The 19,076-nt window shown below is 44.7% G+C and carries 17 protein-coding genes; 7 read left to right on the top strand and 10 right to left on the bottom strand.

Going from position 1 to position 19,076, the window contains the following annotated elements; genetic code table 11:
- Nucleotides 1-84 precede the first annotated feature (84 nt).
- Both greA and ACFS5N_RS11060 read left to right on the top strand, forming a co-directional pair.
- Nucleotides 85-558 carry a transcription elongation factor GreA gene (gene greA / locus ACFS5N_RS11065; protein ID WP_377185302.1) on the top strand — a complete coding sequence of 158 codons (474 nt, stop codon included), beginning with the start codon at nt 85-87 and terminating at the stop codon, nt 556-558.
- A 103-nt stretch (nt 559-661) separates the two neighbouring features.
- Nucleotides 662-1,054 carry an HIT family protein gene (locus ACFS5N_RS11060; RefSeq protein WP_377185300.1) on the top strand — a complete coding sequence of 131 codons (393 nt, stop codon included), beginning with the start codon at nt 662-664 and terminating at the stop codon, nt 1,052-1,054.
- Between the two features lie 46 nt (nt 1,055-1,100).
- On the opposite strand, the gene ACFS5N_RS11055 is transcribed toward ACFS5N_RS11060, so the two are convergent.
- The 5 genes from ACFS5N_RS11055 to ACFS5N_RS11035 are packed head-to-tail and all read right to left on the bottom strand — an operon-like array spanning nt 1,101 to nt 7,174.
- Nucleotides 1,101-2,378, bottom strand: coding sequence for an O-antigen ligase family protein (locus ACFS5N_RS11055; RefSeq protein WP_377185298.1), 1,278 nt, complete (start codon nt 2,376-2,378; stop codon nt 1,101-1,103).
- Complete coding sequence (locus ACFS5N_RS11050) at nt 2,359-3,483, bottom strand: DUF1972 domain-containing protein (protein WP_377185296.1); 1,125 nt, start codon at nt 3,481-3,483, stop codon at nt 2,359-2,361. Before ACFS5N_RS11050 ends, ACFS5N_RS11055 begins: the two co-directional genes overlap by 20 nt.
- The gene (locus tag ACFS5N_RS11045; RefSeq protein ID WP_377185294.1) at nt 3,480-4,562 is read right to left on the bottom strand and encodes a glycosyltransferase family 4 protein; all 1,083 of its coding nucleotides are present in this window, start codon (nt 4,560-4,562) and stop codon (nt 3,480-3,482) included. Before ACFS5N_RS11045 ends, ACFS5N_RS11050 begins: the two co-directional genes overlap by 4 nt.
- Complete coding sequence (locus ACFS5N_RS11040) at nt 4,562-5,521, bottom strand: glycosyltransferase family 2 protein (protein ID WP_377185292.1); 960 nt, start codon at nt 5,519-5,521, stop codon at nt 4,562-4,564. Before ACFS5N_RS11040 ends, ACFS5N_RS11045 begins: the two co-directional genes overlap by 1 nt.
- Nucleotides 5,522-5,524: 3 nt before the next feature.
- Nucleotides 5,525-7,174: a hypothetical protein gene (locus tag ACFS5N_RS11035; RefSeq protein WP_377185290.1), complete on the bottom strand. Its 1,650-nt coding sequence runs from the start codon at nt 7,172-7,174 to the stop codon at nt 5,525-5,527.
- A gap of 320 nt (nt 7,175-7,494) precedes the next feature.
- On the opposite strand from ACFS5N_RS11035, the gene ACFS5N_RS11030 reads away from it, so the two are divergent.
- Complete coding sequence (locus tag ACFS5N_RS11030) at nt 7,495-8,538, top strand: NAD(P)-dependent alcohol dehydrogenase (RefSeq protein WP_377185288.1); 1,044 nt, start codon at nt 7,495-7,497, stop codon at nt 8,536-8,538.
- A gap of 270 nt (nt 8,539-8,808) precedes the next feature.
- Nucleotides 8,809-9,372 (top strand): elongation factor P, encoded by a 564-nt coding sequence (efp, locus tag ACFS5N_RS11025; RefSeq protein WP_377185286.1) that lies wholly within the window; start codon nt 8,809-8,811, stop codon nt 9,370-9,372.
- Nucleotides 9,373-9,599: 227 nt separating this feature from the next.
- On the opposite strand, the gene ACFS5N_RS11020 is transcribed toward efp, so the two are convergent.
- From ACFS5N_RS11020 to ACFS5N_RS11010, 3 genes are all read right to left on the bottom strand, one after another.
- On the bottom strand, nt 9,600-10,805 hold the full coding sequence (locus tag ACFS5N_RS11020) for a DUF1501 domain-containing protein (protein ID WP_377185284.1): 1,206 nt from the start codon (nt 10,803-10,805) through the stop codon (nt 9,600-9,602).
- 169 nt (nt 10,806-10,974) lie between these two features.
- Nucleotides 10,975-12,363 (bottom strand): DUF1800 domain-containing protein, encoded by a 1,389-nt coding sequence (locus ACFS5N_RS11015; protein ID WP_377185282.1) that lies wholly within the window; start codon nt 12,361-12,363, stop codon nt 10,975-10,977.
- A gap of 12 nt (nt 12,364-12,375) precedes the next feature.
- Complete coding sequence (locus ACFS5N_RS11010) at nt 12,376-13,755, bottom strand: DUF1800 domain-containing protein (RefSeq protein WP_377185280.1); 1,380 nt, start codon at nt 13,753-13,755, stop codon at nt 12,376-12,378.
- A 91-nt stretch (nt 13,756-13,846) separates the two neighbouring features.
- On the opposite strand from ACFS5N_RS11010, the gene aat reads away from it, so the two are divergent.
- The 3 genes from aat to ACFS5N_RS10995 all read left to right on the top strand — a co-directional run bounded on the left by aat (nt 13,847) and on the right by ACFS5N_RS10995 (nt 17,752).
- On the top strand, nt 13,847-14,485 hold the full coding sequence (aat, locus tag ACFS5N_RS11005; protein ID WP_377185278.1) for a leucyl/phenylalanyl-tRNA--protein transferase: 639 nt from the start codon (nt 13,847-13,849) through the stop codon (nt 14,483-14,485).
- A gap of 93 nt (nt 14,486-14,578) precedes the next feature.
- On the top strand, nt 14,579-16,444 hold the full coding sequence (locus tag ACFS5N_RS11000) for a M61 family metallopeptidase (RefSeq protein ID WP_377185276.1): 1,866 nt from the start codon (nt 14,579-14,581) through the stop codon (nt 16,442-16,444).
- A gap of 6 nt (nt 16,445-16,450) precedes the next feature.
- Entirely contained in the window at nt 16,451-17,752 is a 1,302-nt protein-coding gene (locus ACFS5N_RS10995; protein ID WP_377185274.1) for a M28 family metallopeptidase, read from the top strand.
- A 49-nt stretch (nt 17,753-17,801) separates the two neighbouring features.
- Here the strand turns inward: ACFS5N_RS10995 and ACFS5N_RS10990 are convergent, their stop codons facing one another.
- The gene (locus tag ACFS5N_RS10990) at nt 17,802-18,296 is read right to left on the bottom strand and encodes a GNAT family N-acetyltransferase (protein ID WP_377185272.1); all 495 of its coding nucleotides are present in this window, start codon (nt 18,294-18,296) and stop codon (nt 17,802-17,804) included.
- 41 nt (nt 18,297-18,337) lie between these two features.
- On the bottom strand, nt 18,338-19,075 hold the full coding sequence (locus tag ACFS5N_RS10985) for an ABC transporter ATP-binding protein (protein ID WP_377185270.1): 738 nt from the start codon (nt 19,073-19,075) through the stop codon (nt 18,338-18,340).
- Nucleotide 19,076: the final 1 nt, after the last annotated feature.

Below are 19,076 nucleotides of genomic sequence, written 5' to 3'. Positions count from 1 at the left end.
AGTCATCACGTCCTTCTATAAAAGGGAGGGCGGTTTTTTTTTGACAATAATCTAAGGACATAAAAAGAATTTAAATAGTGAGTTATGGCAGAGGTAGCATACTTTACCAAAGAAGGTTTAGAAAAATTAAAACAAGAGTTACAAGAGTTAAAAACAACCGGCCGCGCTAATATATCAAAGGCCATTGCTGAGGCACGCGACAAAGGCGACCTTTCTGAAAATGCCGAGTACGATGCTGCAAAAGAAGCACAGGGCTTGCACGAAGCCAAAATAGCGCAGATACAGGAAACTCTGGCTACGGCGCGTTTGTTAGACGAATCGAAGATAGATACTTCCAAGGTATTGGCGCTTTCTATAGTTAAGATCAAAAATGTAAAAAACGGTGCTGTAATGACCTACCAACTGGTAGCTGAAACAGAAGCCGATATGAAGTCGGGTAAGATATCTGTTACCTCGCCTATTGCCAAAGGCCTGCTGGGGAAAAAAGTAGGCGAGATTGCCGAAATTACCGTCCCGGCCGGTAAAATGGAGTTTGAAGTATTGGAAATTTCGCGATAGTTCGAAATTTCAGAGATTAGTGATCAGAGACCAGAGATTATTATCTTTGGTCTCTGATCATTTAACAGCTCACCTAATCTACTAACCCCTAATCTCTAACTACATGTCAAGTATCTTCTCAAAAATCATAGCCGGCGACATCCCATCCTATAAAATAGCCGAGGACGAAAACTACTATGCCTTTCTGGATATTTTCCCGTTGGTTGAGGGACATACTTTGGTAGTGCCAAAAAAAGAAGTTGACAAGCTGTTTGACCTTGATGACGAGACTTACGCTGGCTTGATGATGTTTGCTAAAAAGGTAGCGGCAGGTATTGAGAAAGCCATTCCCTGTAACCGGATAGGTGTAACGGTAATTGGTTTAGAAGTGCCTCATGCTCATGTGCACCTGATTCCGCTTAATGGTATGGGCGATATGAACTTTGCCAACCCGAAGCTGAAATTTACACCTGAAGAGTTTCGGGTTACTGCCGATAAAATTAAGGCCTGTTTGTAATCGCTCTAAAAGGAGACACAAAATATTGTGTCTCTACAAATCGCGGTCAGGCGAGAGACGCAACATTTTGCGTCTCTCGCCTGACGCGGTCTACCGGCCATCCCGAATAAAAGAAAAACGAAAAGAAGAACGCGTAAAATATCACGCCTTTATCCACATCCAGCAAGTTCTCGACAAAGGAAACAGCGGTTATCAGCACCATAAAGCTAAAAAAGAGCAGGTCCTTGTTCTTCAATGCCTGCCTGAAGCCAAAGGTCAGCGTCGCCAGGTAAATTGATAATCCCCAAATTCCGGACTTTAGCCAAAAACTCAGGTATTGGTTATGTGCATTTAAATAGTTTATAAACGAGTTATAATATCGTCTTGTATAGAAATCATCATGTAATAACGCTAATTCTGAACCTGCGCCATAGCCTATTGCCGGCGATTTTTCGATTAACCCAAAAGCAGAGCGCCAGCGGTCAAGCCGCGAGTCAAAACGTTGGTTTTTGGTAGTTAAAGCCAGGTCATAACTCAGCGCCGATACATAACGGGTGCGTAATGATTTGGTGGCAAATATACCCGCCAAAGCAATAATCGACACAGAAGAGGCTACCATTATAAAACCCAAGCGCTTTTTACCCTTTAACAAAAACAAAGGCACTGCTACAATGATTAAAATCACCGTTGGTACAAAAACCGATTTGGAGGAGAGCTGCACCAGTCCTGCCAGTAAAATCGAGCTGCACAAAATCTCGAATAATCGCCAGTTTCTATTGTGTTCTTTAAGAATGGCAGACAGCATGAATATTAAGGCAATAGCCACCTGTAACGAAAAAAACGTGGCGTGCATGTCAATCGGCAAAGCAAAGTTATGGTTAGTAAACGCCGAACTTAACAGGTAAGACATCGGCAGGCCATAATAGCTAATGTTACGCAGCGCATCAAGGTATAAAAAGCAAATTACCAGCGTACAAACTACCGAAAAACCAAACAGCAATTGGTCGCGGTATCTCCGGACGTTGAAAGACGTCAGGCAAAACAACAACGGGAACAGTAATATGGTTATGTGTTTACCCCACTCATTAAACGCCTGCGGGCGGTTTACAGCATAGATGGTGCTCACCATCGTCACCAAAAAAACCGATTGCAGCGCCAGGTTATTCAGCGTGAAAACAGGTTTGACCGCCTTAAAGTTTAGCTGTATCAGCGTATGCAGACAAAAACTGATGAGAATAAGGTGGCTGTAAAAAAAATCAAACGGCAGGCTGGCTAAAAATGCCAGCAGGTGGTAATAGCTGATCCTGGTTGCGGTCGACGCTTCTTTAAGAAATAATCTTTCCATTGTTAAAGTCCAGGTAACACTCCATAGCGTATTGCTCATAACCGTCGACAACGCTTTCCCAGCTAAACAGGTTCTTTATTTTTTGTACATTGTTACTCACCATCAGTTTTTCTGTATCGCGGCGCTGTACGGTTTCAACCAGCTCCTTAACTTCGGCAGGGCTTGAGAAGTAATAGGCATCTTTACTTAATACCGCCTGGTTAAACGGGTTGTTATGGGCCGCAATCAATGCCTCGCTGGCCATGGCTTCTAATAACGACGGGTTGGTACCGCCCACGCTATGGCCATGAAAATACAGGTACGAGTTATTTTGTAAAGCACGTACTTTGGCGGTGTCATAAATAGACCCTTTAAACTCAATACGGCTATCGTTTTTAAATTTATGGGCAATATATTTACCAAAGCGATTATCGGTACTACCCAATACCTGGAAAGGTTTCTCTGAGTTACTTTGGTTATAGCCTTCCAAAATCGTCTCAATATTATTCTCAGGCTCCATGCGGGCCATCAGCAAAAAGTAGTCTTCTTTCCGGGCCTCATGCGGGGTAATCTGCTCACGCTCGGCAGGCGTAATGGTATCGGCGCCATAAGGAATATACCGGCTGTTTACAGCATATTTACGCGCCAGGTACTGCTTGATCACCATGGAGTCTGACACATAATATTGGCTGTACTTTACTGCCAGCCTCTCGGCATATTTCAGGAAGTTTTGTACCGGTTTGGAGTACTTGCTGCGCTTCCATTCCAGCCCGTCCATATTGGTGATAATGGCGCTGTTTTTTGGATACATACTCCCCCAAACAGAACTGCTGGTGTAACCCATCACAATAATCACATCAAAATTGCGCTTGCGGGCATCGCGAATGCAGTTAAGATCATACACAAACTGCCCGGCCGGGCCCAAAAAATACTCGGGATCATAGCAGTGGATAATGCTGACACCGTTCCAGTTATCATCCTTATACGGATGGTTATGCGAGTTATAAACCGACACCTCGTGCCCGCGCCTCACCAGCCCGGTTGATACGTATTCTGAAATATGCTCAAACCCGCCGTAATGGTTGGGTATGCCGCGGGTTCCTAAAATGGCTATCCTGAGTTTCATAAGCTTTGTACTATTTGCTGATACGCGGCTAAGGTGCAATTGGCTGCCTGGGCCCAGGTGTATTTTTGTAAAATTTTTTCGCGCAAATTTGGCTTATGCCCGGCCGCACAGGCTTGCTCTATAGCTTTTCTGATACTGTGAGCATCCGCCGGGTCGGCATAAAAAGCATCGTCTCCAAAATACTCACGGGTATCGCCTTTATCAGTGATTACTACATTGCATCCCATAGCCGCTGCTTCTAACGAACTGAGGCCGGTAGTCTCGAACCAACTGGGCAGTACATGTACACCAGCCCGGCTGTAATAATCCACCAATTCGGGCTGGGGTAAATGGTCAATAAATTCAATATTTGCTGCTGCGATGTTTCGGCATTCATAGTAATAACCGGCCTGATTAGGGCTATGGTTGCCAATAAGGATTAACTTAAACCGCGTATTATTTAAGGCCCTGATCAGGTTCAATTGGTTCTTGATACCCTCTATCCTCGCTACACAGATCACCAGGTTATTGTCGCGCTCAGCATTGCCATCGTACTGAAACAACTGCGGGTCGATACCATTTGGCACTACCTGATATTTTACATCACAAGGGTAAGCTTTCATTAGCCGGCGATATTCGGACCGAGAATTTGGCAGTATCATTTGCGCACGATCAAGGATGTGTAAAATACTCCTGCGCTGCCCGCGCCACAGGTAAGACGGACTGGTTAACGTATCTTTTCCTAACACGCAGCGGGCAATAGTTTTAACATACTCAACCCCGTCCGGTGATAAATGACCCAATAACCGCCCGAGGCCGTCACGATGCTGCTGATCGTATTCACTATAATCAACCAAAATAGTTGATACTACATAAGGCTTTTTCGCTTTACGGATATGAAACAAAATATCAGCCGGCCTGATGATGTTGAAAAAGTGCAGCAAATCATACAGCTGATATTGAATAGTCTCGCTGCTTAGTTTGATATCTACGCAAACGCCCAATTCAGTCAGCTGCCTGGCTGTTTGCACCGCTTGTACCGTGTCGCCACCCGGGACGGTATACAAGGTTGACCGCGATATGATGGCTACACGCAGCATTACAGTCGGTTAGGGCTAAATTTGTGCAACCAGGTAACAAAGCCTTCGGGGAAATAGCTTAGCGCATAAAGCAGGTAGTTTTCAAGCCGCAGGGGATATATTTGAATGGCCCTATTAAAATGTACGCGAGCTTTTTCTGGCTGATGGTTATTGATTAAATATTTCTTACCGCACAGCGCATTATAAGCCGCCTCTTTAATATGCCGCACATCCTGATCTTTGATGATGGCCAACAGCTCGTTACCCTCGGCGGCGGTAATGGTGCCGCGGAGTACGATCTCGCGCTTTAACTCACGAAACCTGCGTCCGCGCCATTTTTCGTCAATAGTTACTGATGTTGAGTTAAGGCGATATTTGATGAGCGGTTCGGTAAGGTTACACAGCCGGCCCGAACCGGCCAATGCCGTCCATAGCAAATAATCCTCAAAATTATGAGCGTGGCCCGGGTAGCCGCCAGCTTCAATCACGGCATCCTTACGGTACATTACCGTTGGATGCACAAAAGGGCAATAAAAATAAAGCTTATCAATAATCTGTTCATGCGAGTAGGCTATACAATGAAAATCGAACAGAAAATCGCCATTTTCTAAAATATATTTAGCTTCGCTTCCTACCAGGATATAATCCGGGTTATCCTGCAAAAAACGGATCTGCTTTTCAAGGCGATAAGGGTAGCAAATATCGTCGGCATCAAAACGGGCTATGTATGGTGCACGTGCATGTTTAAGTCCGGTATTCAACGCCTCGGCAACCCCCCGGTTGGCCTGGTTAATAACCACAATACGCTCGTCAGTAAAAGTGTTGATAAGCTCGGGTGTGTTATCTGTCGAACCATCATTTACTATCAGCAGCTCAAAGTCTGCAAATGTTTGCTGCAATACCGAACTAATAGCTTCCTCAATAAAGCGCGCTGCATTATAGGCGGGCATTAAAACGGTTATAGCGGGTGTCTTAGTCATATTCTATACAGATCTTTGAGCAATCAGGTGCTCGCTCTCTTTGATATTCAAAAACATCATCAGCTCAAAAAACACTATCACCGATAGCTGTTCGAACCAGTAATCAATCAAAAAAATAAACACCACAAACAACAGCAACGGGATGCCATAAGTAAGCAGCTTGTATTTTCTGGCAAAAAATCCGGCATAAAAAACAAGCAATGCCAGCAGCCCCAATAAACCATATTCAGACAGCAGCTGGTCATATACTGAAAACGGACTGTTAGCGAGCGAATGCGAAGCCGCTGAGCGGGTAAAAAAACTCAGGTAAACGTCAAGATGATTATGCAGAAAATCAGTATTGATATAAACGAATTTTTTTGGATACCCGCCGGTGAACCTTAAGCCTGTAGCCCTGAAGGCCAGTTTTGACGAAAAATTGCCGATGCCGGCCCCGGTCAATACTTTAGCCGGATGCGTTTTTAAATAATTGAAAGTTTGCTTAAACCCAATAATTTTACCCGGCATGGTTGACGGCCGGGGCTCACTGGTAAGCGGCAGATCGGCGCAGTGCAGCCAGGCAAAATCAACCAGCTGTTTTTGCTCGGGGGGTGTAGTGGTAAGCCATTGGTACTGGGGTGCATTCAAATCGGCCGCGGGCTTTTCTATCCGTCCGGCACCAATAGTCGTGACGCCTTTGGGCAGCGGCTCGCGCCGGGTTTGATTGGCTGACAACCCCGCAATGCTGTCCAGGTACAGTGTTGCACGCTTGACGCGCTTTTCATCAAAGGTTAAAATGCTGTCGGGCTTTAATGTTATAGGCGTATGGTCATATTGCGGCCATGGCGAAACAATCTGCTTTTTATAAAAGGCGGTTTTCACCACATTTTGCACGTAGTCGCTGTTTTGGGGCGATACTTTTGCCATAAATAAAAACAGCATGGCGGCACACACCACAATGATGCTTTTTTGATCTCGCGTACTGTTAAATACAAATAGGAACGCCAGTACCGCCAGGGTAAACACATTGGTAAAATTACTGGCCGTCAGCAGCATTACGGCCATGCAAACCAAAGTCATACCCATGTTTTTTTTGATGATGAAATACATCACGCCGAAAGCGTTCAACACGGCATTGGTAGTCGAGGTATCAAAAGTTATCCCTTTAATAAAGTCGCCGGTACTGATAAAATATTTCTGGTACTGACCCTGATAAGTGTAGGGGTTTAAGGCATGTGTCTCTAAGATAATGCAGCCGATGTTTGCCAGCGACGCCGCAGTATTGATCACAAAAAACAGCAGGATGGTTTGGTGGATTATCTCGTGGCTATTCCGCTCGACAGCCAATTTTATTTGATGCACAGCCAGAATGCAAAACACCCAAAACATAATCCCTGTCAGGAAAACCAGGTTGTAGTTCAAATCGGTATATCGGCCGTTAATGAGAAAGCCGATTATCCCTATGACAATAATAAACGGATAAAATAAGGGTAGCCTTGAACCTTTAAGTTTAAAGCCAAACTTAAAATCAAAATTGAGCAGGTAAATAAGGGCTAATGCCGGTATTTTAACGGCCATTTTTACATCAAGAAACAGCAGCAAAAAAAGCAGCAGCTTCCAATCGGCATAGCCTCTCCATTTTTGGAAATTAATAGCAGATAACAGTCGGCTCATGTAATGCACCGGTTGGGCTTAAGAGCTTGATGCCGGCGTTGAGATTACGTGGGGAGTTGGGATGTGGTTGCCTTGCTTTGTCAATATAGCGCGTTCATGTTTGCAATAGCGACTCACCCGGTTGTAGCTTCGCTCGACCACCCTCTCTGCTGCGCAAAGAGGGTCGACAAGTGAAACGATGTCCGGGTGAGTCAAGCGTCGCTCATCCGTGAGTTAACCTTCCCTTAACCAAATTATTGCAATCAGCTTACAATTGGCCGAAGACATTCCCCTTAATTATACTCTACCTTTGCGTCAACTACAAACAAACCACACCACTTATGATACCAGTAAAAGGATATGCGGCTCAAACGCCAACAACCGACCTTGCTCCATGGAATTTTGAAAGACGCGAAGTAGGCCCGCACGACGTACAGTTTGACATTTTATACTGCGGTGTTTGCCACTCAGACCTTCACCAGATAAAAAATGACTGGTTTGAAGGTATTTTCCCGATGGTTCCGGGTCACGAAATTGTAGGCCGCGTAGTGAAAGTGGGAGACCATGTAACTAAATTTAAAGTAGGCGACTTAGCCGGTACCGGCTGTTTGGTTGACTCATGCCGTGTTTGCGACAACTGTAAGCAAGACCTGGAGCAATATTGCTTAAACGGCTGTTCATTCACTTACAACAGTGTTGAACAGGATAAAAAAACGCCGACCTATGGTGGCTATTCAAACAGCATTGTAGTACATGAGGACTTCACGCTGCACATATCTGATAAAGTTGATCTGGCTGCTACCGCGCCATTGCTGTGCGCGGGTATTACCACCTATTCGCCGCTAAGGCACTGGAAGGTTGGCAAGGGCCATAAACTGGCGGTTTTAGGTTTAGGCGGATTAGGCCACATGGCGGTTAAGTTTGGGGTTGCCTTTGGCGCCGATGTTACCGTACTAAGCACATCACCAAATAAAAAAGCCGATGCAGAGAAACTTGGAGCACATCACTTTGTGGTAACTACCGACCCTGAACAGCTGGCCGCAGCACAAGGCAGTTTTGATTTTATTTTAGATACGGTTTCTGCTCCGCATGATTTTAATGCGTATCTTAACTTATTGAAAACAGATGGCACCATGATTTGCGTAGGTGTACCTGCCGCCCCGGCCAGTATCGCTGCGTTCAGTATTATTGGCGGTCGTAAAAGTTTGGCAGGTTCATCAATTGGCGGCATAGCCGAAACTCAGGAAATGCTTGATTTTTGTGCCGAGCACAATATTGTGTCTGATATTGAGATGATTGATATTAAAGACATCCATAAGGCTTACGAGCGCATGCTGAAAGGCGATGTGCGTTACCGTTTTGTGATTGACATAGCGACGCTGTAAGACGGTCGACAGTTATTTTCAAATTGTCATGCCGAGCATAGCGAAGCATCTTATTAAAGCGATTATAGCAAAGCGTATAAGATCCTTCACCTACGTTCAGGATGATAAAAAGAAAAACAAAGAGCTGTCATCGAAATAAAAAACTAATATTAATACCCACCGGGATTTAAGCCGAAAGCAGTATATCGCTTTCGGCTTTATACTTTTGGCTTAAAGCTCAAATTTGCAAGTTTGCGCATAAGTGGCTAAGTTTGCGCCTCATTAAAAGTTATGGCAAAAGCATCAGATATAAAAAATGGCAACATTCTTCGCTTTAACGGAGAACTTGTTCAGGTAGAAGAATTTATACACCGTACACCGGGCAACCTGCGTGCATTTTATCAGGCACGTATGCGTAACGTTAAAACCGGCAAATTGGTTGAATACCGTTTCCGTACTGACGAGGAGGTTGATATTGCCCGCGTTGAAACCAACGATTACCAGTATTTATATGAAGATGGCGATGCTTTGGTGATAATGGATAATACCACTTACGATCAGCACAATGTACCAAAATCATTATTCGGCCCGGCGGTAAAGTTTCTGAAAGAAGGCATGAATGTAATTGTTGCTTTTGAAAGTGAAGAACCAATCATGGGTTCAATTCCGCAGTCGGCCGAGTTAGAGATTACTTATACCGAGCCAGCGGTAAAAGGTGATACTTCAAGCGGCGCCTTGAAAAAAGCCACCGTTGAAACTGGCGCCGAAATAAACGTACCATTGTTCATCAACATTGGCGACAAAGTAAAAGTTGATACAACCAGCGGCTCATACGTTGAGCGTGTTAAAGGATAATAAATTAAGTTCGTTTTAATTTATAAAGCAAACGCCTCCCGGTTTATCGTGGAGGCGTTTGTGATTTTATACCTTCCCTATTCCGGACATCCACCTTGTCATCCTGAGCAAAGCGAAGGATCTTATACGATTGATAAGTCGCTTTAATAAGATCCTTCGCTTTGCTCAGGATGACAAATTATTCAATGCAGGTGTTTCACAAAAAAGTGAAACACCTGCATTGGCTTTTATACACTAATCAGGTCCAGCCCAGCAAAATTCTTATTGAGCACCTGGCTGTTGTTTACATCCAGCCATTTATCAAGCAGTGTAGCATAAATATCGCGGAAGTCGACCTGGTATTTCAAATCACCGTTGTCAAGCGTAGTCAAATCAGGCGAATCATTAAATATGCCCTGTTTTTTTAACTTACCGCCAAATACAAACACGTTGTTGGCTGTGCCATGGTCGGTACCATTACTTGCATTTTGCTCAACCCGGCGCCCAAACTCAGAGAAAGTCATCACCAGGGTGTCGTCAAGTTTACCAGTAGCCTTCAAATCTTTGATAAATGCAGCAACCGCATCACCATAGATTTTTAACTGCCTGCCTTGTTGCGCCTGCTGGCCAACGTGGGTGTCGAATCCGCTCAGCGACACGTAGTATACCCGCGTATCCAAACCTGAATTAATGAACTTAGACACGTTTTTTAATTGATAACCCAGTTGCGTATTGGGGTACTCGGCAGTTACGTTATAGGTCTTTGAGGTTTTCTGTATATAATCCGCTGATGAATAGGTTTCGATCATCGTTTTATACAAATAGCCCAGATTATCCTCATTCAGGTTGGCGGTGCCGTGGTCGTGCACCAGGTCCTTAAAAAATGGTTCGCGTGTAGTCTGGTATAACTTATTCGGATCCTGCACCGCGATGCCTTTCATGCTGTTACCCTTCATAGCCAGCGATAAGGTGTCATCAACCTCGATAGCGGTGTATGGATTTTTGCAGGTTTGGCAGTTGGAGTCCAGGTAACGGCCTATCCAACCGGTACTTAAAAACTGGTTGGAATCACTGGCCGTTTGCCAGATATCCATCGACCGGAAGTGCGACCTGTCCGGGTTTGGATAGCCCACAGAATTGATGATTGACATCCAACCCTGGTCATAAAGCTCCTTCAAGGCAGACAGATTGGGGTTTAAACCCTGCATATCGGTCAACGTAACAATATCGGGTTTATTAATGGCGATAGTCTTTCGTTTTTGATAGTAAATATCGTTACCGTAAGGTATCACGGTATTCAAGCCATCATTACCGCCGGATAGCTGTATGATCACCAAATTTTTGTGCCCCGTTAAATCGCCCTTTGCAATTGCCTCTAACGGTTTCAAAAAGGCCGGCACCAAAAACGCGCCCGACACTAATGCGGTATTTTTTAAAAAATCTCTACGTTCCATCGCTGTTATAATTAGTGAATGAGTGATAGCGTGAATGAGCGAGTTATTAGCTTAACTCAAACACCGATTATCCTTCATTCAATTCATAATTCTTTTATTTATTCATTTAAACCTTATCCCAATCAAAACATTCGCTCAATCAATCATTCACTCACTCGTTCATTAAGCCTTAGCAAAGCTGATACTCCGGCGTCGAAGTAATTTGTATTGCCAGCGTTTTAATATCGCCCGGTTGCTTTACCTCATCAATAACCGTTTTGTCTAACTCGGGCTCCAAAAGAAAGCGGGCCATTTCTTCGTGACTGATGTCCTTTGGCAACTCCTTTAAAAACTTGTCCCAATCAGGCGTTGCCTGTACACGTTTAATCACATTAAGTTGTTGCTTGCGCTGTGCCGCCAGGTAAGCCTCATCTTCGGGAGTAGCTTTGCCAGTAAAGTCTATCAGCCCGGCATTCAATATGGTTGATGGAATCTTCATGCGGTACATCAATGATGAGCTGTCTATCCAACTGCGCCCTCCCGGCCAGCCTGCCACGTTTGGCGGTCTGAATAATACCTGCCCCAGCGTACGCTGAAACTGCATCAGCACATCCGGGTTTTGGTAATTGATGTAAAACTGACGATTCAATCCCACCAAAAACTCAACCGGCGATTTTACCAGGTTACCTATATTTTTTTCATCATAAAACCAATCTGCCTGGAAAACGAATTTTAGAAGCGGTGTTATCTCGTAGTTGTTTTTGTAAAACACATCAGCCATTTCAGCTATGTGCGCGTCGTCTGGCACCTCATTAACCAAGTAACGGTAAAGTTTGGTGCAGATAAATGTCGCCGTTTGTTTATTACTGACGATGATGTTGATAATGTCCTCGCCGCAAAAATTGGCTGTCTGGCCCAAAAAGGTCTTTATACCATTATCGTGTACGTACTGGTTAAAACGGAAAGCACCATCTTTTCCATTATAGGCCCAGCCGGTAAACGAGCGCGCAGATTCTTTAATGTCCTGCTCTGTATAATGGCCGCGGCCCAATGTAAAAAGCTCCATCAGCTCCCGCGCGAAGTTTTCGTTTGGGTGATTCTTTTGGTTTTGCTGGTTATTTAAAAATTGCAGCATGGCGGGCGTTTGCGAAACCTGCAGCAGCATGGTCTTGAAATTACCTAAAGCATTTGCCCGCTCAATGTTATTAAGTTCCTGTTCGTAGTAAGAGTTACCTACATTACAGGCAAAATGATTATGCCAAAACAGGGTCATCTTTTCACGCAGCTGTGCATCGGTAGTGCTCATTTGCTTGATCCAGGCGTCATTCAGGGCTTTCTCCTGTTTATTACGATCCTGGTTCAGCATACGCTTCTCGTCGTCAGTCAGATCTTTGAAAGGTTTTGGCCGCAGATCGATATTCTCTGTAACGGCCGCAATGGGCTGTACTTTTTCTGAAGCTTTAAAAAGCTTGCGTACACTCTTCTTGATCGACCAGTTTTCTTTATCGTGCAGGTCCTCAAACGTAATGCCGAAGCCCGCCCTGGCGTACAAATGCTTTATCTGTTTTGAGTTATTCATAATTACCACCTCCTAAGCCAGTTGATACTCTGGCGATGAAACCAGTTCTATCACCATTGCTTTAATATCGGCCGCGCTGTTTATACTATGAGTAAGCGCAGCACTAATCTTTGGTTCTAACATGAACTGTGCTATGCTTGTTTTACTTAAGCTTTTCGGGATACTGCTTAAAAACTTATCCCAATCGGGCCTGGTTTGTACCCGCAAGTGGACGTTTTCCTGTTGGTTATGCTGCGTCGCCAAAAATGCTTCGTCTTCCGGATCGGCTTTGCCGGTAAAGTCAATCACACCACCGTTTAAAACGGTTGATGGTATTTTGATACGATACATCAATGACGAACTGTCAATCCAATTACGCCCTCCCGGCCATCCCGCCACGTTTGGCGGGTGAAACAAAACCTGCCCCAATACACGCTGAAACTGCATGATCACTGCCGGGCGGTCATAATCGATACTAAACTGCCGGTTTAAGCCCACAATAAGCTCTATAGGCGATTTTACAAGGTTACCGATGTTCTTATCATCATAAAACCAATCGGCGTTAAACACATACTCTAATAAAGGTTTTATCTCATAATTGGCATTGTAAAACACATCGGCCATGGCGTTAACATGCGCCGGGTCTGGTGTTTCGTTTACCAAATATTTGTACAGTTTATTACTGACGAAGTATGCTGTCTGTTTTTTTTCGAATATGATATTAATAATGTCATCGCCGGTAAAATTGCCGGTTTGACCCATGAAGGTTTTCGGCCCATCGTCATGCGCAGCACGACGAAAACGAAATTCCCCGTCTTTATCATATCCCCAACCCGTGAAAGCCCTGGCCGATTCTTTGATGTCCTGCTCCGTGTAATGACCTCGCCCTATGGTAAATAGCTCCATCAGCTCGCGTGCAAAATTTTCATTAGGATGCCCTTTAAGATTTTGCTGATTATTCAAAAATTGCAGCATAGCGGGAGCCTTACTCACTTCAACACACATAGTCTTAAAATTACCTAAAGCATTACGGCGTTGTATATCCAGCATTTGCTGGTCGTACATACTTTGGCGGGCACGGCAGGCAAAATGGTTATTCCAGAACAAAGCCATTTTTTCGCGTAATTGTCCTTTGGCGGTACCCATATAGTCTACCCAGGCCAGGTTTAGCTGGCGTTCCTGCTGCCGCTGTTTTTGGGCTGCCATCTTACGGGCCCCAGGGTCGCCTTTTACGGCCATCACATAATCAAAATTTTCTTTAATAGGTGTTATGGGCTGATAATCTGCAGAATCTTTAAACAGGCTTGCCACAGCCTCTCCTGTAGATAAATGCGCTGCAGCTTTAAGGTCTTCAAAACTCATCCCGAAGCCTGCCCTCGACACTAAATGTTTGATTTGCTTCAAATTGGCCATGTGCGGTAGTGTTAAAACCTTATTGACAAGCAATTTAACAAATAGTTTAAAGCTGCAGATTTAAATAAGATTAAAATTAAATTTGGCGCAGATGATATTCAGGCTCGATGAACGTTTAATTTTCCCAGACCCCGCGCTGGCTGAACCGGATGGCCTGCTGGCCGTAGGCGGCGATCTGTCGGCCGGGCGATTGCTGTTAGCCTATGACGAAGGCATTTTCCCATGGTATAGTGATGATTCGCCCATACTTTGGTTTTCGCCGCACGAAAGATTCGTGTTATTTCCGACAGAACTGAATATTTCGTCAAGTATGCGCCGGGTACTAAATTCAAACCGTTTTAAAGTAACGGTTGACACCTGCTTTGCCGACGTAATTGAGGCCTGCTCGGCAGTGCCGCGCAAAGGCCAGGACGGTACATGGATAACCGCAGATATGAAAGCTGCTTATATTAACCTTCATCAACTGGGGCACGCTCATTCAATCGAAATTTGGCAAGGCAATGATTTGGTGGGCGGCATGTATGGTGTTGCTGTAGGCGGCGTTTTTTGTGGCGAAAGCATGTTCAGTAAAGTCAGCAATGCATCAAAGGTGGCGCTCATTAGCCTCATTCAATCAGGTAAATATAAGTTGCTGGATTGCCAGGCACATTCTGACCACCTCGAATCAATGGGTGCCCGGATGATAAGCCATATAGAATATATTGAAATTTTACGGGCTAACAGGTATTGATCAGCTTGTATTGAACCGCTTTTTGCCCTTTCAACTAACAGGATATTTTTGTTGAGCAGATTAATTTGTATTTTGAGCACAATTACTGATCTGATGAAAAAACAATTCCTTGCCGCCGCTTTTGCCTTAGCTATGGCAGGCGCCAATGCGCAAAGCGCTCAACAAGCCATTAACTACGCTATTACTTTTCCAAACGCACAGCACCACGAGGCTGAAATAGCCATGACCATTCCGGCTGCACCTGCCGGTGCACTGGAGCTGCATATGAGCCGCTCGTCGGCAGGCAGATATGCTACGCATGAGTTTGGTAAAAACGTTTATAATGTAAAGGCGATGAGTGCCGATGGCAAACCGCTTGATGTTAAGCAAATTGCCGGCGATGTGTACCAGATAGCTAACCACGGCGCTACTGTAAAAGTAAGCTATACCCTTTATGCCGATTGGACAGATGGCACTTACGCCGGTATTGACAGAAGCCATGCACATTTAAATATGCCGGCGGTAATTATGTGGTTAGCCGGTGCCGATAAACGCCCGATACATATCGACTTTGCGGATGTAAAACACCACGAATGGCTGATTGCTACGCAGTTAAAGCATGAAAATGGCACCGTTTACTCGGCGCCCAATCTGCAATATTTGATGGACAGCCCAACCGAACTATCGAACTTTAAGGAAACGCATTGGGACGTCAAAAATACAAACGGTAAATCTGAACGTATTAACCTTACCATTCACTCTAACGACGAACAGGCCACAATAGATAATTTTGGTAAGATGGTACAAACGGTGGTATTGGAAGAGAAGGCCGTGTTTGGCGAACTGCCCGTTTACGACTATGGTGAATATACTTTTCTGGATGATGTTTATCCTACTAATGCCGGCGATGGTATGGAGCACCGAAACTCTACGTGCATAGTTGATCAAAACGAGAAAGTGGCCGGTAATGAAGTAGATTTATTAAGCACATTTGCGCACGAGTATTTTCATAGCTGGAACGTAAAACGTATCCGTCCAAAAGCATTGGAGCCCTTTAACTTTACCCATGCCGACATGAGCAATGAGCTTTGGTTTGCCGAAGGATTTACTCAGTATTATGGCGAATTGTTGCTGGTTCGTTCTGGTTTTCATAATGTAGATGAATACGGGAATACCTTGTCGGGCTTAGTAAATGCAATCTTAAATACTCCCGGGGCAGCCAAATATCCGGCGACTGAAATGAGCCGCAAAGCTGTATTTACCGATGCCGGTATAGCTATCGACCCAACAAACTATCAGAATAATTTTACTACTTACTATTATTACGGCGGAGCCATAGCCCTGGCGCTTGACCTGCGCCTGCGCAGCGAATTTAATTTAACGCTTGATGATTTTATGCGTACCGTATGGCTTACCCGCGGCAAGGTAATGAAACCGTATACCGTTGCCGACTTGCAGACCGATTTAGGGACCGTAACCAAAAGCCCGAAATTTGCTGCTGAATTTTTTGACAAATACATAACCGGTATTGAAAAAAACAATTATGAGGCACTATTGGCCAAGGCTGGCCTGGTGTTGCGTAAACGCGCAGCAGGTAAACCATGGATAGGTTTACCGCCACTTATTACAGGCGGCCGTATGGCTACTGTACATGGTTTAGGTGCCGGATATCCTGTTGTTATTACACCATCGATGTTTTCGCCGGTTTACAAGGCGGGTGTAGATGCCGGCGACGTAATTACGGAAATTGATGGAAAAAAGGTTAACGACGCGGCCACTATAAATACAATAATCGCTGATAAAAAGCCGGGGGATAAAGTGTCTATAGTATTTAATAGCCGTAGCGGAACGCATTCCGGGAGCTTATTAATCGAAGAAAACCCGGCCTTAGAGATTGTTACTTTCGAGAAAGCCGGCCTGGCGCCATCGGCCGACCAAAAAGCTTTCCGCAATTCATGGTTATCATCAAAAGTAAAATAGAAGCATATGAAAAAGATTTTTATAGCAGGTATATTATTGGCGGCATCATCCACAGGTTTTGCGCAGGATGTAGATAAGCTGATCAGCAAAGATTATGTGACCAAGGTTATTAAAACACTTTCGGCTGATGATATGCAGGGCCGCGGCACTTTTACACCGGGCATTGAAAAAGCCGCGCAGTTTATTGAGGGCGAATATAAATCCATTGGTCTTAAACCAATGGAGGGGCAAACCGGCTACCGCCAGAATTTCACCATGGTGCGCACCACGCCGGTAAACTCGGCAGTAAGCGTTAACGGAACAGTCGTAGCTCCTGAAAAAGTAGCTATCATTTCAGCAACATCATTCAACTGGTCAAAACCCGAGGATGCCCAAATTTCTAAAGTAACTGCGGATATGGATTTTGCTAAAGAATACCGTTCTTTCTTGGGCAAAGGCAATGGCCAGATTGTATTCGTCGACCCGAAATTCGAAGAGTTTTTTAAACGCCTGCAACGCTATACCCGCAGCCGGACGGCTTTTAAGGATGCACCGCCAACGCCCCCGGTAGTATTCATTTTAGGCAATTACGATGCCGTGAACTCATTCAATATCGTCAATCAGGTAAAAAGCGAGGAGCTGCCCTTGTTTAACATTGCAGGTATCATCCCTGGTAAAAGCAAACCCAATGAGTACGTGGTTTTCTCGGGTCATTATGACCACCTGGGCATTTTAAAAGGCGCCGAGGTAATGCAGGGCGATAGCATTGCCAATGGTGCAGATGATGATGCTTCGGGCACTACAGCAGTGATCACCCTGGCTAAATATTTCAAAAAGCTGAATAACAACGAGCGCACATTGATATTTGTAGCTTTTACTGCTGAAGAGATCGGTGAATACGGCTCAGCTTACTTTGCCAAAACCGTAGACCCGGATAAAGTGGTGGCTATGTTTAATATCGAGATGATAGGCAAGCCGTCTAAATGGGGAACCAACTCGGCGTTTATTACCGGTTTTGAGCGATCAAACTTTGGCACTATACTGCAAAACAACCTGACGCAAACCAAATTCAAGTTTTACCCTGACCCATACCCCGACCAAAATTTGTTTTACCGTAGCGATAATGCTTCGCTGGCTGAAGTAGGCGTACCGGCGCACACTATATCTACTGATCAGATTGACAGCGACAAACTCTACCATACCGTAAAAGATGAACTAAGTTCGCTGGATGTAGACAACATCACGGCCACTATTAAAGCGATTGCGCTAAGTTCGAGGACAATTGTGTCAGGACAGGACACACCGACCAGGGTGCCGAAGGTTAAGTAGCACTCCGACTGTCATACCGTCCGTCAGCCGACGGATGGTATGACTTAAATTACAACTCCTTCCGCATGATATAATCGTTCAACACATATTTGTTAAACGGTATATCAATCTCATAAGCAATCACAAAGCCCATTTTCTGATAAAACCCAAGTGCCGGGTTTTGACGATGCACATTCAGCTCAAGTGCTTTAGCTCCCAGAGCTTTCACCTTATCAAAAATGGCATGCAGGAAAGTTTTGCCGATGCCCTTACCCTGGGTGGCCGGCAGGCTGTACAGCTTATGCAGACGATAAACATCCGTATCTTTTTCATGGGGCGAATAGGCTGCAAAAGCCAGTGGCGTTTCGCCTTCGCTAAGTAGTAAAAAGGTTTGTTCGCCGGCAGCTATCTGTTTAGTCAGGGCTTCTGTCGAATACCGGTCGCCCAACATAAACTCAATCTGATCTGTGCTTAAAATAGGCGAGTATGTTGGCCACCATATTTCGTGGGCCAGTTGTTTTATTGTCTCAACGTCGTCAATCGTTGCTTCTCGTATGGTATACATGGAAAATCCTATCCTGATCAACCAATCTTAATCACTAACCTTTAATGATTTTCTTCAGGGTCGATATTTACCGACGCCTCAACTTCACCAATGGCAAAATAGCTTTCCAATTCATCCAACGTTGATGAGTTGGTAGCCATGTCTTTAATGATCTTGCCTTTTTCCATTAGCAGGATACGGTCGCAAACATCAGTAATGTGATTCAGATCGTGACTTGATACAATGGTAGTAACCCCTTTGGCTGTTTGCTCTTTGATCAGATTTTTAAGGCGAAACTGTGTAGTAGGGTCAATGTTAGCAAAAGGCTCATCCAGCATAAACAATTCGGGCTGTTGCAGCAGGCAGGAAACAATGCCTACTTTAGCCTGATTACCTTTTGACAAATCGCGAATGTATTTGCCGCGGTTCAATATTTCCCCGTTAAAAAAGTCGGCATATTGGCTTAGAAAATCATCTACATGAGCACGTGATTGCTGGTGCAACCCACCAATAAAGTAAAAGTATTCTTCAGGCGTCAGGTAGTCAATCAAAAAACCTTCGTCAAGGTAGGCACCTGTGTAGTCTTTCCATTTTTCACCACCGGCTACGGGCTCTCCGTTTAAGGTAACCGTACCGGTATCCGGCCGTATCAGATCGAGTATCATCCGAAACAGGGTGGTTTTACCAGCGCCATTATTTCCTACCAGGCCAATGCTTTCGCCTCTGTTTATCGTTAACTCGGGGATGTTAACTACAATAACACCGCTATATGCCTTTTTAAGGTTATTTACTTGTATCATT

It is taken from the genome of Mucilaginibacter ximonensis, assembly GCF_042686265.1.
GTDB lineage: Bacteria > Bacteroidota > Bacteroidia > Sphingobacteriales > Sphingobacteriaceae > Mucilaginibacter > Mucilaginibacter ximonensis.
This window is presented reverse-complemented; position numbering and strand designations above follow the sequence as displayed.

Bases quoted from the DNA above. Each gene is read 5' to 3' on its own strand.
- ACFS5N_RS11015 (WP_377185282.1), bottom strand. From the start codon at position 12,363: ATGAATAACTCAAAACAGATAAAGCATTTGTACGCCAGGGCGGGCTTC.
- ACFS5N_RS11000 (WP_377185276.1), top strand. From the start codon at position 14,579: ATGAAAAAACAATTCCTTGCCGCCGCTTTTGCCTTAGCTATGGCAGGC.
- ACFS5N_RS11010 (WP_377185280.1), bottom strand. From the start codon at position 13,755: ATGGCCAATTTGAAGCAAATCAAACATTTAGTGTCGAGGGCAGGCTTC.
- efp (WP_377185286.1), top strand. From the start codon at position 8,809: ATGGCAAAAGCATCAGATATAAAAAATGGCAACATTCTTCGCTTTAAC.
- ACFS5N_RS11030 (WP_377185288.1), top strand. From the start codon at position 7,495: ATGATACCAGTAAAAGGATATGCGGCTCAAACGCCAACAACCGACCTT.
- greA (WP_377185302.1), top strand. From the start codon at position 85: ATGGCAGAGGTAGCATACTTTACCAAAGAAGGTTTAGAAAAATTAAAA.
- ACFS5N_RS10990 (WP_377185272.1), bottom strand. From the start codon at position 18,296: ATGTATACCATACGAGAAGCAACGATTGACGACGTTGAGACAATAAAA.
- ACFS5N_RS10995 (WP_377185274.1), top strand. From the start codon at position 16,451: ATGAAAAAGATTTTTATAGCAGGTATATTATTGGCGGCATCATCCACA.
- ACFS5N_RS11040 (WP_377185292.1), bottom strand. From the start codon at position 5,521: ATGACTAAGACACCCGCTATAACCGTTTTAATGCCCGCCTATAATGCA.
- ACFS5N_RS11035 (WP_377185290.1), bottom strand. From the start codon at position 7,174: ATGAGCCGACTGTTATCTGCTATTAATTTCCAAAAATGGAGAGGCTAT.
- ACFS5N_RS11050 (WP_377185296.1), bottom strand. From the start codon at position 3,483: ATGAAACTCAGGATAGCCATTTTAGGAACCCGCGGCATACCCAACCAT.
- ACFS5N_RS11020 (WP_377185284.1), bottom strand. From the start codon at position 10,805: ATGGAACGTAGAGATTTTTTAAAAAATACCGCATTAGTGTCGGGCGCG.
- ACFS5N_RS11045 (WP_377185294.1), bottom strand. From the start codon at position 4,562: ATGCTGCGTGTAGCCATCATATCGCGGTCAACCTTGTATACCGTCCCG.
- ACFS5N_RS11060 (WP_377185300.1), top strand. From the start codon at position 662: ATGTCAAGTATCTTCTCAAAAATCATAGCCGGCGACATCCCATCCTAT.
- ACFS5N_RS10985 (WP_377185270.1), bottom strand. From the start codon at position 19,075: ATGATACAAGTAAATAACCTTAAAAAGGCATATAGCGGTGTTATTGTA.
- ACFS5N_RS11055 (WP_377185298.1), bottom strand. From the start codon at position 2,378: ATGGAAAGATTATTTCTTAAAGAAGCGTCGACCGCAACCAGGATCAGC.
- aat (WP_377185278.1), top strand. From the start codon at position 13,847: ATGATATTCAGGCTCGATGAACGTTTAATTTTCCCAGACCCCGCGCTG.